This is a genomic window from Flavobacterium saliperosum (genome assembly GCF_900100625.1).
GTDB classification, from domain to species: Bacteria; Bacteroidota; Bacteroidia; order Flavobacteriales; family Flavobacteriaceae; genus Flavobacterium; species Flavobacterium saliperosum.
The window spans coordinates 145,785-162,374 of sequence record NZ_FMTY01000006.1; the positions used below are offsets into that span (position 1 = coordinate 145,785).

Consider the following 16,590-nt stretch of genomic DNA (forward strand, 5'->3'; position numbering starts at 1 on the left):
AACACCAATAAATAAAGGTGATACCCTATATGACCTGTGATAAATAATTTCACTTATATGAAAATTTTCAAGATTCTTTTTTGGACGCTTTGGCGCATTTGGTTTTATGTGTTGGTCACGGTGCCCATTATCGTACTGTTCCCGTTTCTGGTGCTTTCTATTCTTTCTGAAAGAACCTATCCGCAGTTTTTTGTTTTAGCACGGCTTTGGGCCCGAATTATTCTATACGGAATGGGGTTTTATTATACGATAGAAAAGGACTATGAATTGGAAAAAGGAAAAAGCTACATGCTGGTGGCCAACCACACTTCGATGATGGACGTGATGCTGATGTTGCTTATAGTAAAAGACCATCCGTTTGTGTTTGTCGGTAAAAAAGAATTGGTTAAGATTCCTCTTTTTGGCTTTTTCTATAAGCGTACCTGTATTTTGGTGGACCGAAACAGTTCCAAAAGCCGTTTCGAGGTTTTCGAACGTGCCCAAAAACGAATTAATCAGGGATTGAGTATCTGTATTTTTCCCGAAGGCGGTGTGCCGGAAGACGAAAGCATTTTGTTGGATGAATTTAAGGATGGTGCTTTCCGTATTGCTATCGAGCACCAATTGCCCATTTTACCTTTGACCTTCGGCGATGTGAAAAAACGATTTTCTTTTACTTTCTTTAGTGGCAGTCCCGGTAAAATGAGAATCAAGATTCATCCGCCGGTTGAAACAAAAGGAAAAACGCTTGAAGACAAAAAAGTGATAAAAGATAAAGTTCGGGAGGTTATTTGGGAGCAACTTACAGCATTTGAAAACGCAAAATAATAGAAATAAAAAAGCACTCTAACCCAAAAGAGTGCTTTTTACGTTACTTTCCACCACAGAAAGCAACTGACTTAACTAAAACTTAACTAACTTAAAAACTAAAACTTATTCCGCTGTAAACCCCTATGAAATAAGGTTTAAAGTTTCCAGCGTCTCCACTATAGGTGTTGATTTGATATTTAAACATGGGCTCCAGATTTGCCTGAAAGGTTTTCATGAAACTATAACGCAATCCCAAACCGACATTCGTACTGAAGTGCAATTTGTTCAGGTTATTTGCTTCGCCGATATTCGTGCTGGACTCTGAAGTAACCACAGAAACTCGGTTGTCGTTCAGGAACATGGAGCTAACTCCTCCGATAACATCGATTCCGATTTTTTTGTTTAAAATTTTATAGGAAAGTTCTAAAGGAACCTCAATATAGTTTATTCGTTGGTTGATATTCCCTTTGTAACGGGTTGTAACAACACCATCATCATTATACGCGATTCCTTTTGGATTCGGATTTTCAATCACCATTCCGGTTCCGGCTCCGTTTTCGTTAACATATTCTAAACCGGCTCCGTTGTTGGAATTGTAAAATGTAATATCATTTGTGTTGTATTCGAAATTCAGCGCATTTACTCCGGTTCTTACTGTCCATTTGTTGTTTAAGGCATATTTTAACCCAACGCCATAACTCATGCTGGTCTGATAACTTTTTGAATTTTCGGCAAATTTCGAGTCTAAAGTAGATCCGGAACCGTTTAAATTCATGTATACCGGAGAAAAAGTCGTACTGACAATCCATTTGGTTTTTTTGTCTTTCTTGTCTTTACTGTCTTTTTCCTCTGTTACTTTTTCCTCTGCCGTTTTTTCAGCAACTTCTTTTTCGTTTTCCGCTAAAGAATCGGCGATAACAGCAACGGCAACAAGATTGTTTCCTGCGGATTTCGCCATCGCATCTTTTGATTTTTCCTTACTGGCAATTGTAGTGGCAACGTTGTTTGTAACGTCTGTTTTTTCTGCATCAGAAGAATTGGAAACCGTTTTGATTTCTTTTTTTCTTGGAATGTATTTGTTTCCGGATTCGTAGGCAACTTTTGAATTGGTTACGTTGTATTCGAAATCGGCATCCGAATTTTTGATTTTCGAATTTTCACTCACGGCATCGGTTTCTTCAGCAGCTTTCAGGGTTTTGTCAGCAGTGAATTCTACGGAAACACTCGTTGCGGAAACTGTTTCCGAAGCGGTTATTGCTGAGGAATGTATTTTCTTGATTTCATTTAAAACATCCGTGCTTGAGATAACGTTGTTCTTTTCGGAAATTGCCAAACTGTTTCTCTTTTTGGAAGTGTTCGACACTACCGTGTTTTCTTTTTGGTTTTCATACTCCGGTTTGTGCGTTTTAATGTTTCGCGAAGATGATTTCACAATCGCTGGCGTATGGCTGTTGGAAGTTGCGCCGGATTTAGTCGTTCCTGAAAGAACAGTATTTGGCGCACCCACACTGGAACGAGTGCCTTCGGAAGCGGAAAGCGCGCTTCTCTCGGAATTGATTTTACCGTGTGCAGGAGCAGCATTAAAATCGGACCCTTCTTTTCCGTTTTCAGTGACAACAACGGTATTGGTGTTGTTCTCTTTATTGTTGATTTCGAAAGAATCGGTAACCACAACATTGTTTTGTTTCGAATTGATATCCGTTGTACTTTCTTTGGAATCAAAAGGATTTTTAAATCCAAAAGGACCCGCGATAAAAGTAGTGGCAACAGAAAATCCAATTAAAAATACGGCAGCGAAGCTACACAACCTTAACCAGAATGGCAGAAGATTGGTTTTCTTTTCTTTGGTATTCATTTTTAACTGAATGTTTTCCCATACCTTATCGGAAGGAGCAACCTCAAAGTCCTTGAATTTTTCCTGAAAAAGTCTGTCTATGTTATTTTTTTCACTCATTTAGCCGATGTGAATTTTTTTTTTATTTGTTTGTTGTGATTCGATTTTGTCTTTCAGAATCATACGGGCACGGGCCAGATTTGATTTTGATGTGCCAATGGTAATTTTTAACATTTCAGCAATTTCTTTGTGCGAATAATCATCTATCACATAAAGGTTGAAAACTAACCGGTAGCGATCGGGCAACTGCTGAATAATGGAAACCAGAAAATCCATCGAAACCGAATCTTCCTCTACTTCCACATCGGGAGTGTCGGGTATGTTTTCGTGAATAATTTCGAAAACACCTTCCGTTCGGTATCGTTGCAGAATATTGTTGATGACCACTCTTTTTGCCCAGCCTTCAAAAGAACCTTTGAATTCGAATTTGTTTATTTTTTCAAAAATTAAGATAAAACCATCTTGTAAATTGTCTTCGGCTTCCGCATAATTTCGGGAATATTTTAAACTGACGCCGAACAATTTTGGGGCAAGGAGTTTGTACAGCTGCTCTTGTGCGGCTGTATCATTCTTCTGACAATTATGTATTATTTGATCTAACCCCAAAACAGTTGCAAATTTATTGTTGGACCAGAATGTTATAGGTTAAAAATACATCGTCTCCGTTTGTGTCTTTTCCATTCCAAAATTTCAGCGTGTATTCCCCGGTTTGCTCCGGTCTGAATTTTAAAATCTGAGTAGCCACATTGTTACTTTGTAAAGACGGGCAACCTCCATTATTGTGAAATACAGTAGATTCAACCGCAATAGTACTGATTGTGCCTTCTATTTCATAATAAAACTGATTAAACGCATAACAATCCGTTGGACGAACAAATTTCACCTTTATAATGTTCTCTTTATTAACTCCGAAATTGGCAGGTAATTCTACCTCACTAACGGGTAATAATTCCAAAGTAACATCTTCTGTTTCCGGTTCTTTACTGCATGACAGGTAAAGAAAAGGGATTAAAATCAATAATAAAATTTTTTTCATTTTACATCTTGTTAGTATACATAAGATGCAAAAAAAGGAAAAGGTTGCGTATATAAACAAAAAAATCCCGAAATTTTTCGGGATTTTAGACTTAATTGTTGTTTATTTTTATCAACTCTTTAATTTTTTGTTCCAATTCGTCCATTAATTCCGGATTGTCTTTGATTAACGCTTTTACCGCATCGCGACCTTGTCCCAATTTAGTGTCCCCGTAACTGAACCAGGAACCGCTTTTTTTGATGATTTCAAATTCTACCGCCAAGTCTAAAACTTCGCCGGTTTTCGAAATCCCTTCACCGTACATGATATCGAATTCGGCGGTACGGAACGGCGGTGCTACTTTGTTTTTCACCACTTTTACTTTCGTACGGTTTCCTAAAACGGTTTCGCCGTCTTTAATTTGCGTTGATTTACGAATGTCCAAACGAACCGACGCATAAAATTTGAGAGCATTACCTCCTGTAGTGGTCTCCGGATTTCCGAACATCACCCCGATTTTCTCACGCAACTGGTTGATGAAGAAAACCGTACAATGGGTTTTGCTGATGGTTCCGGTTAATTTTCTCAAGGCTTGTGACATCAAACGGGCGTGTAATCCCATTTTGGAATCTCCCATTTCGCCTTCAATTTCACTTTTCGGCGTTAACGCGGCGACCGAGTCGATAACCACAATGTCAATCGCTCCCGAACGGATCAGGTTTTCGGCAATTTCCAAGGCCTGTTCACCGTTGTCCGGTTGAGAAATGATAAGGTTGTCGATATCAACCCCTAATTTCTGCGCATAAAAACGGTCGAAAGCGTGTTCCGCATCAATAAAGGCAGCAATACCTCCGGCTTTTTGAGCTTCAGCAATGGCGTGTAAAGTTAACGTGGTTTTACCCGAAGACTCCGGACCGTAAATCTCAATGATTCTTCCGCGGGGGTATCCGTTTACTCCCAAGGCTAAATCGATACCTAATGATCCGGATGGAATGGCTTCTACCTCTTCCACGGCAGTATCGCCTAGTTTCATTACGGTTCCTTTTCCGTAGGTTTTATCCAGTTTGTCTAATGTTAATTGAAGGGCTTTTAATTTGGCTTCTTTTTCTGAACTCATGACTATCTATTTTGCGTAAAAATAATGCTTTTTTTTAAGTTTCAAATACAATCTTATCAACAGATGATTTTCTTTTTAATTTTCTTTTAACATATTGAAAATCAATTCGTTTTGAATTTGTTTTAAAATGTTTATTTTTGCACCGGAATTCTTCCATTTAGAATTCATAACCTATTTCTCACTTAACGTTTATAGCATGCAACTGTATAACACCTTAAGCGCAGAAGAAAGAGCCGAGCTGATCGATCAAGCCGGAAAACAGCGACTGACGTTGTCTTTCTACGCCTATGCGCACATTGAAGATCCTAAAAAATTCAGAGACGATTTATTTATAGCATGGAACAAGCTGGATGCTCTGGGCCGTACCTATGTGGCGACCGAAGGCATCAACGCACAGATGTCGGTACCGGCCGAAAATTTCGAAGCGTTTCGCGATACGTTGGAAGCCTATGATTTCATGAAAGGCATCCGTTTGAATGTGGCTGTGGAGCACGACGATCATTCGTTCTTAAAATTAACCGTGAAAGTACGTCACAAAATCGTGGCCGATGGTCTAAACGACGAAACGTTTGATGTAACCAATAAAGGAATTCACTTAAAAGCGAAAGAATTCAACGCGATATTAGATGACCCAAACACGATTGTGGTGGATTTCAGAAACCATTACGAAAGTGAAATCGGGCATTTCAAAGGAGCGATTACTCCGGATGTGGAAACCTTCCGCGAATCGCTACCTATTATTAATGAGCAACTAAAAGATTTCAAAGAAGATAAAAACCTGGTAATGTATTGCACCGGAGGTATCCGTTGTGAAAAAGCATCGGCGTATTTCAAACATCAGGGCTTCAAAAATGTATACCAACTGGAAGGCGGCATTATTCAGTACGCCAAACAAATCAAGGAAGAAGGTCTGGAAAGCAAATTCATCGGAAAGAACTTCGTGTTCGACCACCGTTTGGGCGAGCGTATCACTGACGATATCGTTTCTCAGTGCCACCAATGCGGAAAACCGTGCGACAATCATACGAATTGCGAAAACGACGCCTGTCATTTGCTGTTCATCCAGTGCGACGAATGCAAGGAGGCGATGGACAACTGTTGTTCTTCCGAATGTCTGGACATCACCCGTTTGCCATTAGTGGAGCAAGTGAAATTAAGAAGAGGAGCTCAGGTTGGAAACAAAGTCTTCCGAAAAGGGAAATCCGAATCGTTGTTGTTTAAAAGATCGGGAGCATTAACAGATATTCCTTTGGCGGTAGCCGACAAACCGAAAACCATCCGTCAGAAAATAAAAATCAAAAAGGTGTTGTTGGGCAAAGCCGAACATTATTATGTGAAAGCTCAGGTCGGACTTTTCATCATCGAAAATCAGGAATTACATCTTGGCGATAAGATTCTGATTTCTGGACCGACAACCGGGAATGAAGAACTGATTTTGGAAAAAATGTTCGTCAACGGTACGGAAGGAACTCAGGCAAAACCGGGCGATAAAGTCACTTTTGCTGTGCCGTTCCGCGTGCGATTATCCGATAAATTATTTAAAATTATCTGCTAATGACCACTTCAGGAAGAATTGAGCTTATGGCTCCGGCAGGGAATTTCGAATCCATGCAGGCGGCTTTGGACAACGGTTGCGATTCGATTTATTTCGGCGTGGAACAATTGAACATGCGTGCGCGTGCGACAGTAAATTTCGTAATGGACGATTTGCCGGAAATTGTACGCCGCTGTAACGAAAAAAATGTCAGAACGTATTTAACGTTAAACACTATTATATACGACCACGATTTGTCGGTGGTGAAAACCTTGCTAACCAAAGCCAAAGAAGCCGGAATTACGGCGGTGATCGCTTCGGATCAGGCGGTAATCATGACAGCCAAAACGATGGGAATCGAAGTCCATATTTCCACCCAATTGAATGTGACGAATATTGAAACGGTAAAATTCTACAGTCTGTTTGCCGATACTATCGTATTGTCCCGAGAACTGAGTTTGCGTCAGGTAAAGAAAATTACCGATGAAATCGAGAAAGAGCAAATCAAAGGCCCAAGCGGGAATTTGGTGGAAATCGAAATCTTCGGACACGGCGCTTTATGTATGGCGGTTTCGGGAAAATGCTACCTGAGTCTGCACTCGCATAATTCTTCGGCCAATCGCGGCGCCTGTAAACAGAATTGCCGAAAAAAATATACGGTAATCGATCAGGAAAGCGGATTTGAAATCGAAATCGACAACGAATACATGATGTCTCCCAAAGATTTGTGTACGCTCGATTTTCTGGATCAGGTGATCGATTCGGGCATCAAAGTGCTGAAAATCGAAGGACGTGGAAGAGCGGCTGATTATGTAGCAACGGTGGTTAAAACGTATCGTGAAGCTATTGATGCATATTATGAAGGAACGTTTACCAAAGAAAAAATCAATATTTGGATGGAAACGTTGGCTACGGTCTACAATCGCGGATTTTGGAGTGGGTACTATCTCGGGCAAAAACTGGGAGAGTGGAGCGACAATCCGGGATCGAGTGCCACGCAGAAAAAAGTCTATGTGGGCAAAGGTGTTCATTTCTTTCAGAAAGCCAGCGTAGGCGAATTCAAAATCGAAGCCTACGATATCAAACAAGGCGATAAAATTTTAATCACAGGACCAAGTACCGGCGCGCAGGAAATGGTGATTGACGAAATGTACGTAAACGAAAAAATAGCGGAGAAAGCCACCAAAGGCGACAGTTGTACGTTCAAATTACCGTTCCGAATCCGTTTGTCGGACAAACTCTATAAAATTGTGGAAGCCTAATGGTGGTGGTTACGTTACAACGGGAGAAATGCATCGGGTGTAATTATTGCGTCGAAATGGCTCCGGCACAATTTCAGATGTCTAAAAAAGACGGCAAAACGGTGCTGCTGAAATCGGTAAACACCAAAGGATTTCATACGTTAAAATCACACGATTACAGCATTATGGAAGCTTGTGAACAAGCGGTAAAAGCCTGTCCGGTAAATATCATTTCGGTAAAAGAAACCTAGAGGCATCAAAAATAATTGAAAGTAAGATACTTAAGTTAAACCTACTGCGTTGTAAATAAGCAGTAGGTTTTTTGTTTTGGAAAAATTAGGAATATTACAACTTTTCGGATTGTGGCTTTGCAACTAAAAAATACTATCTTTACCCACAAAATCAATTTAGAAACAGTAGTTTGCTAAGGCGAACGATCAATATATATTCATATTATGGCTTGTAACAGTTGTTCAACTTCCGATGGCGGTGCGCCAAAGGGGTGTAAAAATAATGGGACTTGCGGCACCGATAGCTGCAACAAATTAACCGTATTCGATTGGCTTTCCAACATGACGCTTCCGGGTGGTCAGGAACCTTTTGACTGCGTTGAGGTACGTTTTAAAAACGGACGAAAAGAATTTTACCGCAATACCGAAAAACTTACCTTAAGTATCGGAGACATCGTTGCGACAGAAGCGTCGCCGGGTCACGATGTGGGGATTGTTACCTTAACGGGAGAGTTGGTGAAAGTGCAAATGAAGAAAAAAGCGGTAAATCACGAAGGTGAAGTGCCGAAAATTTACAGAAAGGCGTCTCAAAAAGACATCGATATCTGGAGTGATGCCCGTGACAAGGAAGATCCGATGAAAGTGCGCGCGCGTGAAATCGCGATTGCGTTAAAACTGGAAATGAAAATCTCAGATATTGAATTCCAAGGAGACGGCTCCAAAGCCACGTTCTATTATACGGCGAATGATCGTGTCGATTTCCGTCAGTTGATTAAGGATTTTGCGAAAGAATTCAGTACCCGTATCGAGATGAAGCAGGTTGGTTTCCGTCAGGAAGCGGCCCGTTTGGGAGGCATTGGTTCTTGCGGACGTGAATTGTGCTGTTCGACCTGGCTTACGGATTTCAGAAGTGTGAATACTTCGGCAGCCCGTTACCAGCAATTGTCGCTGAACCCGCAAAAACTGGCCGGACAATGTGGTAAACTGAAATGTTGTTTGAATTATGAATTGGATACGTATCTGGATGCTTTAAAAGGGTTCCCGGATATGGAAACCAAATTGTATTCCGAAAAAGGGGATGCGGTTTGTCAGAAAATCGATATTTTCAAAGGTCTGATGTGGTTTGCTTATACCAATAATTTTGCTCAATGGCACGTTTTAAAGGTAGATCAGGTAAAAGAGATTGTGGCGTTGAACAAAGAAAAGAAACGCATTACGGCAATCGAAGATTATGCCATCGAAACCATTGTAGAGGAAGAGAAAAACTTCCAGAATGCCGTTGGACAAGACAGTTTAACCCGATTCGATCAGCCGAAGAAAAAGAAACGCCCGAACAAAAAACGTCCGACTGCGGATGCCGAAAGGCCAAGAGGTGCCGGCGCTCCGGAACGACAAAACAAAATTACGCCGGAAGGACAAGGCGGACAAAACAAAACGGCTCCGGAACGACAAAACAAAATTACACCGGAAGGACAAGGCGGACAGAAGAAACCCGCTGCGGAAGGACAAAACCGTAACAACCGAAGACCGAAACCAAATAGAAACAAACCATCGAACGATAAAAATGATTCAAAACAATAAATTTTTAATTTTTGGATTTGTCTTGTCACTATTGTTTTTGTCATGTGACAAACAAAGGGTCTTTGATGAGTATCAGGCAATTGACGGTTCCTGGCACAAAAAGCAAAAGGTGGCCTTCACGTTTGAACAGAACGATACCATCCAGGATTATAATATGTTTGTAAACATCCGGAATAACAACGATTATCCATACAACAATCTGTTTTTGATTGTTTCCATGTTGCAGCCCGACGGTGTTACCAAAGTGGATACCTTGGAATATCAGATGGCCCATCCGGACGGAAGTCTTATGGGTGAAGGGTTTTCGGATGTTAAAGAAAGTAAGCTCTGGTATAAGGAAAACGTAAAATTCCCAAAAGCAGGAAAATATACAGTAACTGTGCAACAGGCTGTTCGCGAAAGCGGAAAAGTGCCGGGCGTGGAACAGCTGCAGGGAATTTCGGAAGTAGGATTCAGAATAGAAAAAACGAATTAAAATGGCGCAAATCAATAATAAAAAAGAAGATTTTTCTCCTTACGTAAAGAAATTCTGGAAACTGTTTTTTTACTGTTTTGGCGGTGTGATTTTATTTTTCCTTTTTGCCTCGTGGGGGCTTTTCGGATCTATGCCGTCGTTTGACGAATTGGAGAATCCGAATTCCAATGTGGCTACGGAAATCATTTCTTCCGATGGGGTAACCATTGGTAAGTTCTACCTTGAAAACAGAACCCCGGTGAAATTCGCCGAGTTGCCCGATCATTTGGTGAAGGCATTAGTCGCTACCGAAGACGAACGTTTTTACGAGCATTCCGGAATCGATACCAAAGGTACGTTGCGTGCGGCATTAAGCCTGGGAAGCAGCGGAGGAGCAAGTACGTTAACCCAACAGTTGGCGAAAAACCTTTTTCACGGCGAAGGATCAAAATTCCTGCCGTTCCGTATCATCCAAAAAGCAAAAGAGTGGATTATCGCCACCAAACTGGAACGACAGTATACCAAAAAAGAAATTATTGCCCACTATTTAAATACGGTCGATTTCGTAAATACCGCCGTGGGAATCCGTTCGGCATCCAAAGTATATTTCGGAAAAGAGCCGAAAGATTTAACGGTGGATGAAGCGGCGATGTTTGTCGGAATGCTTAAAAACCCCTCGCTTTTCAATCCGGTACGCCGTTTGCAAAAAGTTACCGACCGACGTAATGTGGTGTTACACCAAATGGAAAAAAACAAGTTCCTAACCAAAGAACGAAAAGAGTTTTTCCAGGCCAAACCAATTGTTCTGAAGTTCACTCCGGAAAGTCATATTGAAGGAAGTGCGACCTATTTCAGGGAATACCTTCGTGATTTCATGAAGAAGTGGGTGAAAGAAAATCCGAAAAAAGACGGCGACGGCGAATACGACATCTACCGTGACGGATTGAAAATCTACACGACTATCGATTCCCGAATGCAGCAATATGCTGAAGAAGCAGCTTCAGAACACTTGGCGAATCTGCAGGGCGAATTCAACAAAAGACAAAAAGACAATCCAAATGCTCCTTTTATCGGCATTACACCTGCAGAAACCAAATTGATTATGCAGCGTTCCATGAAAAATTCCGAGCGTTGGCGTATCATGAACGAGAAAGGATTTGAGGAGGATAAAATCGTAAAATCATTCGAAGTTCCGACCAAAATGAAAATTTTCACTTGGAAAGGAGAGAAAGATACCCTGATGACACCGCGCGATTCCATTTTATATTACAAGCATTTCCTGCAAACCGGAATGATGGCCATGGAGCCACAAACCGGTCATGTGAAGGCTTGGGTGGGCGGAATCAATTACAAACATTTCCAATACGATCACGTAGGACAAGGCGCGAGACAGGTGGGTTCCACTTTCAAACCGTTTTTGTATGCGACGGCAATAGAGCAGTTAAAGATGTCGCCGTGTGATTCCATCTACGATTCCCCGTTTACCATGCCGAAAGGGCGTTATGGTATTGATGCCGATTGGAGTCCCAAAAACTCCACCGGGAATTATCGCGGAATGGTTAATCTGAAATCTGCCTTGGCGAATTCCATTAATACGGTTTCTGCAAAACTGATTGATAAAGTAGGTCCTGAAGCGGTGGTGGATATGACTAAAAAGCTGGGTGTTAGTTCAGAGATTCCTGTTCAGCCTTCCATCGCTTTAGGGGCAGTAGACATTACGGTGGAACAAATGGTAGCGGCTTTCAGTACGTTCGCTAATCAGGGAGTTTATATGAAACCTCAGGTAATCGTAAAAATAGTCGATAAAAACGGGGTGCTTTTATACGAACCGGTTCCGGAATCGAGAGACGTTATGAGTAAAGACGTGGCTTACACGATGATCAAACTGATGGAAGGGGTTACCGAATACGGTACGGGATCCCGTTTACGTTGGGGCAGCGCACCGGAATCCGCAAGAGTTACCGGAGTTCCGTATAATTTAAGAAACCCGATAGCCGGGAAAACAGGAACGTCTCAAAACAATTCCGACGGATGGTTTATCGGTATGGTACCCAATTTGGCTGCCGGTATCTGGGTAGGGAATGAAGACCGCTCCGCGCATTTTGAACAAACCAACATGGGACAAGGTGCCACGATGGCGTTGCCTATTTGGGGAATATTCATGCGAAAATGTTACGAAGATGACAATCTGAATGTTTCTCAGAAGCCTTTTGAAAAACCCGAGAATTATTCGGTTAAAGTAGATTGTTGGGTTCCTAAAAAAGCGGTGGTTGACAGTCTGGCCGTGGAAGAAGACACACAAACCGAAGAATTCGATTTCTAAATACAAAACGCCTTTCAAAAAAGGCGTTTTTTTTATACTTTTAGGCCAAAATTAAACAAACACAAACAACCATATGATTAACAAAAAAGTTGGTAATGTTCAGGAAGCATTACACGATATAAAAGACGGCCAAACCATCATGTTGGGTGGTTTCGGACTTTGCGGCATCCCGGAAAACAGTATTGCCGAGCTGGTAAAAAAAGACGTAAAAGAATTGACCTGTATTTCCAATAATGCCGGAGTTGATGATTTCGGATTGGGATTGTTGTTACAAAAACGTCAAATCAAAAAAATGATTTCTTCGTATGTAGGTGAGAATGCCGAATTCGAGCGTCAGATGTTAAGCGGCGAATTGGATGTGGAATTAACCCCGCAGGGAACTTTAGCCGAAAAATGCCGTGCGGCGCAAGCCGGAATTCCTGCATTCTTTACTCCGGCAGGCTACGGGACAGAAGTGGCGGAAGGAAAAGAGACACGTGAATTCAACGGAAAAATGCACGTCATGGAATTGGCCTACAAAGCCGATTTTTCCATAGTAAAAGCATGGAAAGGCGATGAAGCCGGAAACTTAATCTTCAAAGGGACCGCAAGAAATTTTAACGGCTGCATGGCCGGAGCAGCGAAAATCACGATTGCTGAGGTAGAGGAATTAGTGCCAGCAGGTACACTGGATCCGAATCAGATACACATTCCGGGAATTATGGTACAACGTATTTTCCAGGGCGAGAAATTCGAAAAGAGAATTGAGCAACGTACAACCCGTAAAAGAGACTAATCATGGCTTTAGATAAAAATCAGATAGCGAAAAGAATCGCACAGGAAGTGAAAGACCGTTATTTCGTAAATTTAGGAATCGGTATTCCAACGTTGGTAGCCAATTATGTTCGTCACGATATTGAAGTGGAATTTCAGAGTGAAAACGGGGTGTTAGGTATGGGGCCTTTTCCTTTTGAAGGGGAAGAAGATGCCGATATCATTAACGCTGGAAAACAAACCATCACCACTTTACCGGGCGCGAGTTTTTTTGATTCGGCGTTCAGTTTCGGAATGATCCGTGCGCAAAAAGTCGATTTAACGATTTTAGGTGCGATGGAAGTTTCGGAGAACGGTGATATTGCCAACTGGAAAATTCCGGGTAAAATGGTAAAAGGTATGGGTGGTGCCATGGATTTGGTCGCTTCCGCAGAAAATATTATCGTAGCGATGATGCACGTGAACAAAGCAGGGGAATCGAAAATCCTTAAAAAATGCACGCTTCCGTTAACCGGTGTGGGCTGTGTGAAGAAAGTCGTAACCGAATTGGCGGTTATGGAAATCACACCGAAAGGATTCAAACTTCTGGAAAGAGCGCCGGGCGTTTCTGTGGAGGAGATTATTAAAGCCACTGAAGCCGAATTAATTATTGACGGTGATATTCCGGAAATGAATATTGATTAGACAAAACATTGTAAGATAATTCAAAAAGCAGCCTTTTGGGCTGCTTTTTTGTTTTTAGGATTTTAAGGTTAACTTATGGTTGCTTTTTTGTTAAATGCGGATTTATTATTTTGTTAATATTGCTCTGTTTTAACAGATTGATTAAACAACAACCAAAAAAATTTTATCTAATGAACAACAAACTACAACGAAAGATTGCTTTAGCGGTTCTTTTTATGCTATTTTCATTTGCTGGGTTTGCGCAATTTAACGAAGATGCACCATGGATGCAGAAAACGCAAAAAAACGCAAATGATCAGCCACAAACCATGGCGGAAATGGTCACGTCCTTTAATGCCTATTGGGATCAAAACGATAAAAGCAAAAAAGGTTCCGGTTATAAGCCTTTTAAACGCTGGGAATACCAATGGAGCAATAATACACACCGAAATGGAGTGCTGGTAACGCCCGGAGAACTTTGGTCAGCGTGGCAGGCAAAAATTAACGCCCGAAAAACAAAATCAAAGTCTTCCGCATCGGTTGCGAAAACCAGTAATTGGTTACCGGTTGGTCCATTCAGCCATACGAATACCGGTTCGTGGTCTTCGGGTCAGGGACGCGTGAATGTGGTATATGTGGATCCCAACAACGCTAATACCATCTATGTCGGCGCACCGGCTGGTGGTATCTGGAAGTCAACAGATGCAGGGGTGAACTGGACACCTCTATCTGATAATTTACCTCAGATTGGGGTGTCGGGAATTGTGGTAGCCCACAACAACTCAAATGTTATTTATATTGCCACGGGAGACAGGGATGCCACTGACACTTATTCTGTTGGAGTTCTCAAATCCACTGATGGCGGGTTAACCTGGAATACCACCGGTCTGTCTTTTACCAATACTTTTACAACGGCTTCGGATATTTACATGCACCCAACAGATGCCAACACACTTTGGGTGGCCACTAGTGCAGGACTTTATAAAACTACCAATGCCGGTGTTAGTTGGACCAATGTGTTAACCGGAAATATTAAGGATATTAAGTTGAAACCGGGAGATCCCAACACAATTTACGCAGTAAAGCCAAGCTCATTCCATAAATCCACCAATGGGGGAACAACTTTTACGACTGTCACCAGCGGATTACCGGCGTCTTCCGGACGTTTGGTTATTGATGTAACCCCAGCCAATTCGGCCTATGTATATGTGTTGAGTTCTACTACGGCGAATGGCTTTCAGGGACTGTACCGTTCTACTGACAGCGGAACCACCTTTGCCAAAACGGCAAGTACAACAAATATATTTGAGTCGACCCAAGCCTGGTATGATTTGGCTTTGGCGGTTTCATCCACAGATGCGAATGTGGTTTTTACTGGATGTTTGAACATATGGAAAAGTACTAATGGAGGAACTTCTTTCACCAAAGTAAACAATTGGAGCTCACCTGCAGCAGCTACCTACACCCACGCTGATATTCATTTTTTACGTTATTATGGCAATAAGTTATATTGTGGCAGCGATGGAGGAATCTACGTGTCGTCAAATGCGGGAACTTCCTTTGCAAGCTTAACGACAGGATTGCAAATCAGCCAATTTTATAAGATATCGGTTTCGAAGCAAACTTCAAGTAAAATGGTAGGCGGACTTCAGGACAATGGAGGTCATGCATACAGCAACAGTCAATGGAAAAACTACTATGGTGCTGACGGTATGGACACGGGAGTGGATCCGACTAACCAAAATAAATTTTACGGATTCATTCAGGAAGGAACTAATCTCTATGTAAGTACTACGGCCGGTGATAACTTATCCAGTACAATTACCGGACCCGAAACCGGCAATTGGGTAACACCTTTAGCGATTAATTCATTAGGCGAGGTATTTGGTGGTTATGCGAAAGTTTACCGGTTAAACGGGACTTCTTGGGTAGCGAGTACAACATCATTTGCCACCGACGTGGAAAATCTTGTGATTGACCCGTCTAACGACAACAAAATGTATGCGTCAGATGGCGCAAAATTGTACAAGAGTACCGACAAAGGCGTGAACTTCGTTTTAGCATATACTTTCCCAACAACGGTAAAAGATATCCGCGTACATTCCACAAACAGTAATATTATTTATGCCGTTACTTCCGGGACAGCCGGACTGGTATACCGCTCAACAGATGCCGGAGCAACTTTCACAAGCATAAATAACGGATTGCCTGCAATTGCTAAAAATGTAATTGTTCATCAGGGGCAAAATGCCTTAAACCCATTATACTTGGGAACGTATTTGGGTATGTATTACAAAGACGATAGCATGTCGGCCTGGGAGCCTTTCGACACCAATTTGCCCAATGTACCGGTAACGGATTTGGAGATAAATTATGTCGATAATAATATTACGGCGGCTACCTACGGAAGAGGTGTTTGGAGAACTTCTCTTACTTTGGACTCCGGTGACACTGTTGCTCCGTCTGCTCCGTCAAATTTAACGGCTTCCGGAACTACGCAAACTACAACAAATTTATCGTGGACAGCTTCAACGGATAATATTGGTGTTGCCGGATACGATGTTTATCAGGGAGCAACATTAAAAGCAACCGTTACAACCACTTCCTATGCCGTGACAGGTTTAACGGCAGCAACAGCGTATACATTCTCTGTAAAAGCAAAAGATGCGGCCGGAAACGTTTCTGCTGCAAGTAATACGGTGAACATAACTACATTGGCTGCAACAGCTGTTTATTGTACATCACAAGGAAACAGTGTGGCAGATGAATCTATCGGAAGAGTACAAATCGGAACCATCAACAATGCTTCTACAGGAGGTACAGGGTATACTGATTTCACATCAATTTCCACAAATCTTACCAAAGGTACTTCAACAACGATTACAGTAACGCCAACATGGACGGGATCTGTTTACCCTGAAGGCTATGCGGTTTGGATTGACTACAACAACGATAAAGACTTTGACGATGCAGGAGAACTGGTATGGAGCAACGCT

At 41.8% G+C, this 16,590-nt stretch carries 14 protein-coding genes; 10 read left to right on the forward strand and 4 right to left on the reverse strand.

Annotated features, from left to right (window positions below; genetic code table 11):
* Nucleotides 1-57 precede the first annotated feature (57 nt).
* Nucleotides 58-807, forward strand: coding sequence for a lysophospholipid acyltransferase family protein (locus BLQ05_RS11480; RefSeq protein ID WP_023576170.1), 750 nt, complete (start codon nt 58-60; stop codon nt 805-807).
* A 91-nt stretch (nt 808-898) separates the two neighbouring features.
* Here BLQ05_RS11480 and BLQ05_RS11485 read toward each other — a convergent pair whose 3' ends face one another.
* From BLQ05_RS11485 to recA, 4 genes are all read right to left on the reverse strand, one after another.
* The gene (locus BLQ05_RS11485) at nt 899-2,743 is read right to left on the reverse strand and encodes an outer membrane beta-barrel protein (protein WP_023576169.1); all 1,845 of its coding nucleotides are present in this window, start codon (nt 2,741-2,743) and stop codon (nt 899-901) included.
* A complete protein-coding gene (locus tag BLQ05_RS11490; protein WP_035654366.1) occupies nt 2,744-3,289 on the reverse strand; it encodes an RNA polymerase sigma factor in 546 nt (181 codons plus the stop codon). It abuts the gene before it with no gap.
* Between the two features lie 13 nt (nt 3,290-3,302).
* Complete coding sequence (locus tag BLQ05_RS11495; protein ID WP_023576167.1) at nt 3,303-3,719, reverse strand: hypothetical protein; 417 nt, start codon at nt 3,717-3,719, stop codon at nt 3,303-3,305.
* A gap of 91 nt (nt 3,720-3,810) precedes the next feature.
* Nucleotides 3,811-4,815 (reverse strand): recombinase RecA, encoded by a 1,005-nt coding sequence (gene recA / locus BLQ05_RS11500; protein ID WP_023576166.1) that lies wholly within the window; start codon nt 4,813-4,815, stop codon nt 3,811-3,813.
* 196 nt (nt 4,816-5,011) lie between these two features.
* On the opposite strand from recA, the gene trhO reads away from it, so the two are divergent.
* The 9 genes from trhO to BLQ05_RS11545 form a co-directional block, all read left to right on the forward strand.
* Nucleotides 5,012-6,370, forward strand: coding sequence for an oxygen-dependent tRNA uridine(34) hydroxylase TrhO (gene trhO, locus BLQ05_RS11505; RefSeq protein ID WP_023576164.1), 1,359 nt, complete (start codon nt 5,012-5,014; stop codon nt 6,368-6,370).
* Nucleotides 6,370-7,611: a peptidase U32 family protein gene (locus BLQ05_RS11510; protein WP_035654364.1), complete on the forward strand. Its 1,242-nt coding sequence runs from the start codon at nt 6,370-6,372 to the stop codon at nt 7,609-7,611. Before trhO ends, BLQ05_RS11510 begins: the two co-directional genes overlap by 1 nt.
* On the forward strand, nt 7,611-7,841 hold the full coding sequence (locus tag BLQ05_RS11515; RefSeq protein ID WP_035654363.1) for a ferredoxin: 231 nt from the start codon (nt 7,611-7,613) through the stop codon (nt 7,839-7,841). Before BLQ05_RS11510 ends, BLQ05_RS11515 begins: the two co-directional genes overlap by 1 nt.
* Before the next feature lie 204 nt (nt 7,842-8,045).
* Complete coding sequence (locus tag BLQ05_RS11520) at nt 8,046-9,401, forward strand: PSP1 domain-containing protein (protein ID WP_035654362.1); 1,356 nt, start codon at nt 8,046-8,048, stop codon at nt 9,399-9,401.
* Nucleotides 9,385-9,876, forward strand: a complete 492-nt coding sequence (locus tag BLQ05_RS11525) for a gliding motility lipoprotein GldH (RefSeq protein ID WP_035654361.1) — start codon at nt 9,385-9,387, stop codon at nt 9,874-9,876. The genes BLQ05_RS11520 and BLQ05_RS11525 overlap by 17 nt, the downstream gene beginning before the upstream one ends.
* A gap of 1 nt (nt 9,877) precedes the next feature.
* Nucleotides 9,878-12,178: a penicillin-binding protein 1A gene (locus BLQ05_RS11530; protein WP_023576159.1), complete on the forward strand. Its 2,301-nt coding sequence runs from the start codon at nt 9,878-9,880 to the stop codon at nt 12,176-12,178.
* A gap of 73 nt (nt 12,179-12,251) precedes the next feature.
* Nucleotides 12,252-12,953, forward strand: coding sequence for a CoA transferase subunit A (locus tag BLQ05_RS11535; protein ID WP_023576158.1), 702 nt, complete (start codon nt 12,252-12,254; stop codon nt 12,951-12,953).
* A gap of 2 nt (nt 12,954-12,955) precedes the next feature.
* Nucleotides 12,956-13,615 (forward strand): CoA transferase subunit B, encoded by a 660-nt coding sequence (locus BLQ05_RS11540; RefSeq protein ID WP_023576157.1) that lies wholly within the window; start codon nt 12,956-12,958, stop codon nt 13,613-13,615.
* Between the two features lie 170 nt (nt 13,616-13,785).
* On the forward strand, nt 13,786-16,590 hold a 2,805-nt coding region (locus BLQ05_RS11545), incomplete at its 3' end, for a fibronectin type III domain-containing protein (protein ID WP_238321140.1).

What these genes read in the sequence shown, in the direction of transcription:
- BLQ05_RS11485 (WP_023576169.1), bottom strand. Translation starts at nt 2,743, where the DNA reads ATGAGTGAAAAAAATAACATAGACAGACTTTTTCAGGAAAAATTCAAG.
- BLQ05_RS11520 (WP_035654362.1), top strand. Translation starts at nt 8,046, where the DNA reads ATGGCTTGTAACAGTTGTTCAACTTCCGATGGCGGTGCGCCAAAGGGG.
- BLQ05_RS11480 (WP_023576170.1), top strand. Translation starts at nt 58, where the DNA reads ATGAAAATTTTCAAGATTCTTTTTTGGACGCTTTGGCGCATTTGGTTT.
- BLQ05_RS11510 (WP_035654364.1), top strand. Translation starts at nt 6,370, where the DNA reads ATGACCACTTCAGGAAGAATTGAGCTTATGGCTCCGGCAGGGAATTTC.
- BLQ05_RS11540 (WP_023576157.1), top strand. Translation starts at nt 12,956, where the DNA reads ATGGCTTTAGATAAAAATCAGATAGCGAAAAGAATCGCACAGGAAGTG.
- BLQ05_RS11530 (WP_023576159.1), top strand. Translation starts at nt 9,878, where the DNA reads ATGGCGCAAATCAATAATAAAAAAGAAGATTTTTCTCCTTACGTAAAG.
- recA (WP_023576166.1), bottom strand. Translation starts at nt 4,815, where the DNA reads ATGAGTTCAGAAAAAGAAGCCAAATTAAAAGCCCTTCAATTAACATTA.
- trhO (WP_023576164.1), top strand. Translation starts at nt 5,012, where the DNA reads ATGCAACTGTATAACACCTTAAGCGCAGAAGAAAGAGCCGAGCTGATC.
- BLQ05_RS11525 (WP_035654361.1), top strand. Translation starts at nt 9,385, where the DNA reads ATGATTCAAAACAATAAATTTTTAATTTTTGGATTTGTCTTGTCACTA.
- BLQ05_RS11535 (WP_023576158.1), top strand. Translation starts at nt 12,252, where the DNA reads ATGATTAACAAAAAAGTTGGTAATGTTCAGGAAGCATTACACGATATA.
- BLQ05_RS11495 (WP_023576167.1), bottom strand. Translation starts at nt 3,719, where the DNA reads ATGAAAAAAATTTTATTATTGATTTTAATCCCTTTTCTTTACCTGTCA.
- BLQ05_RS11515 (WP_035654363.1), top strand. Translation starts at nt 7,611, where the DNA reads ATGGTGGTGGTTACGTTACAACGGGAGAAATGCATCGGGTGTAATTAT.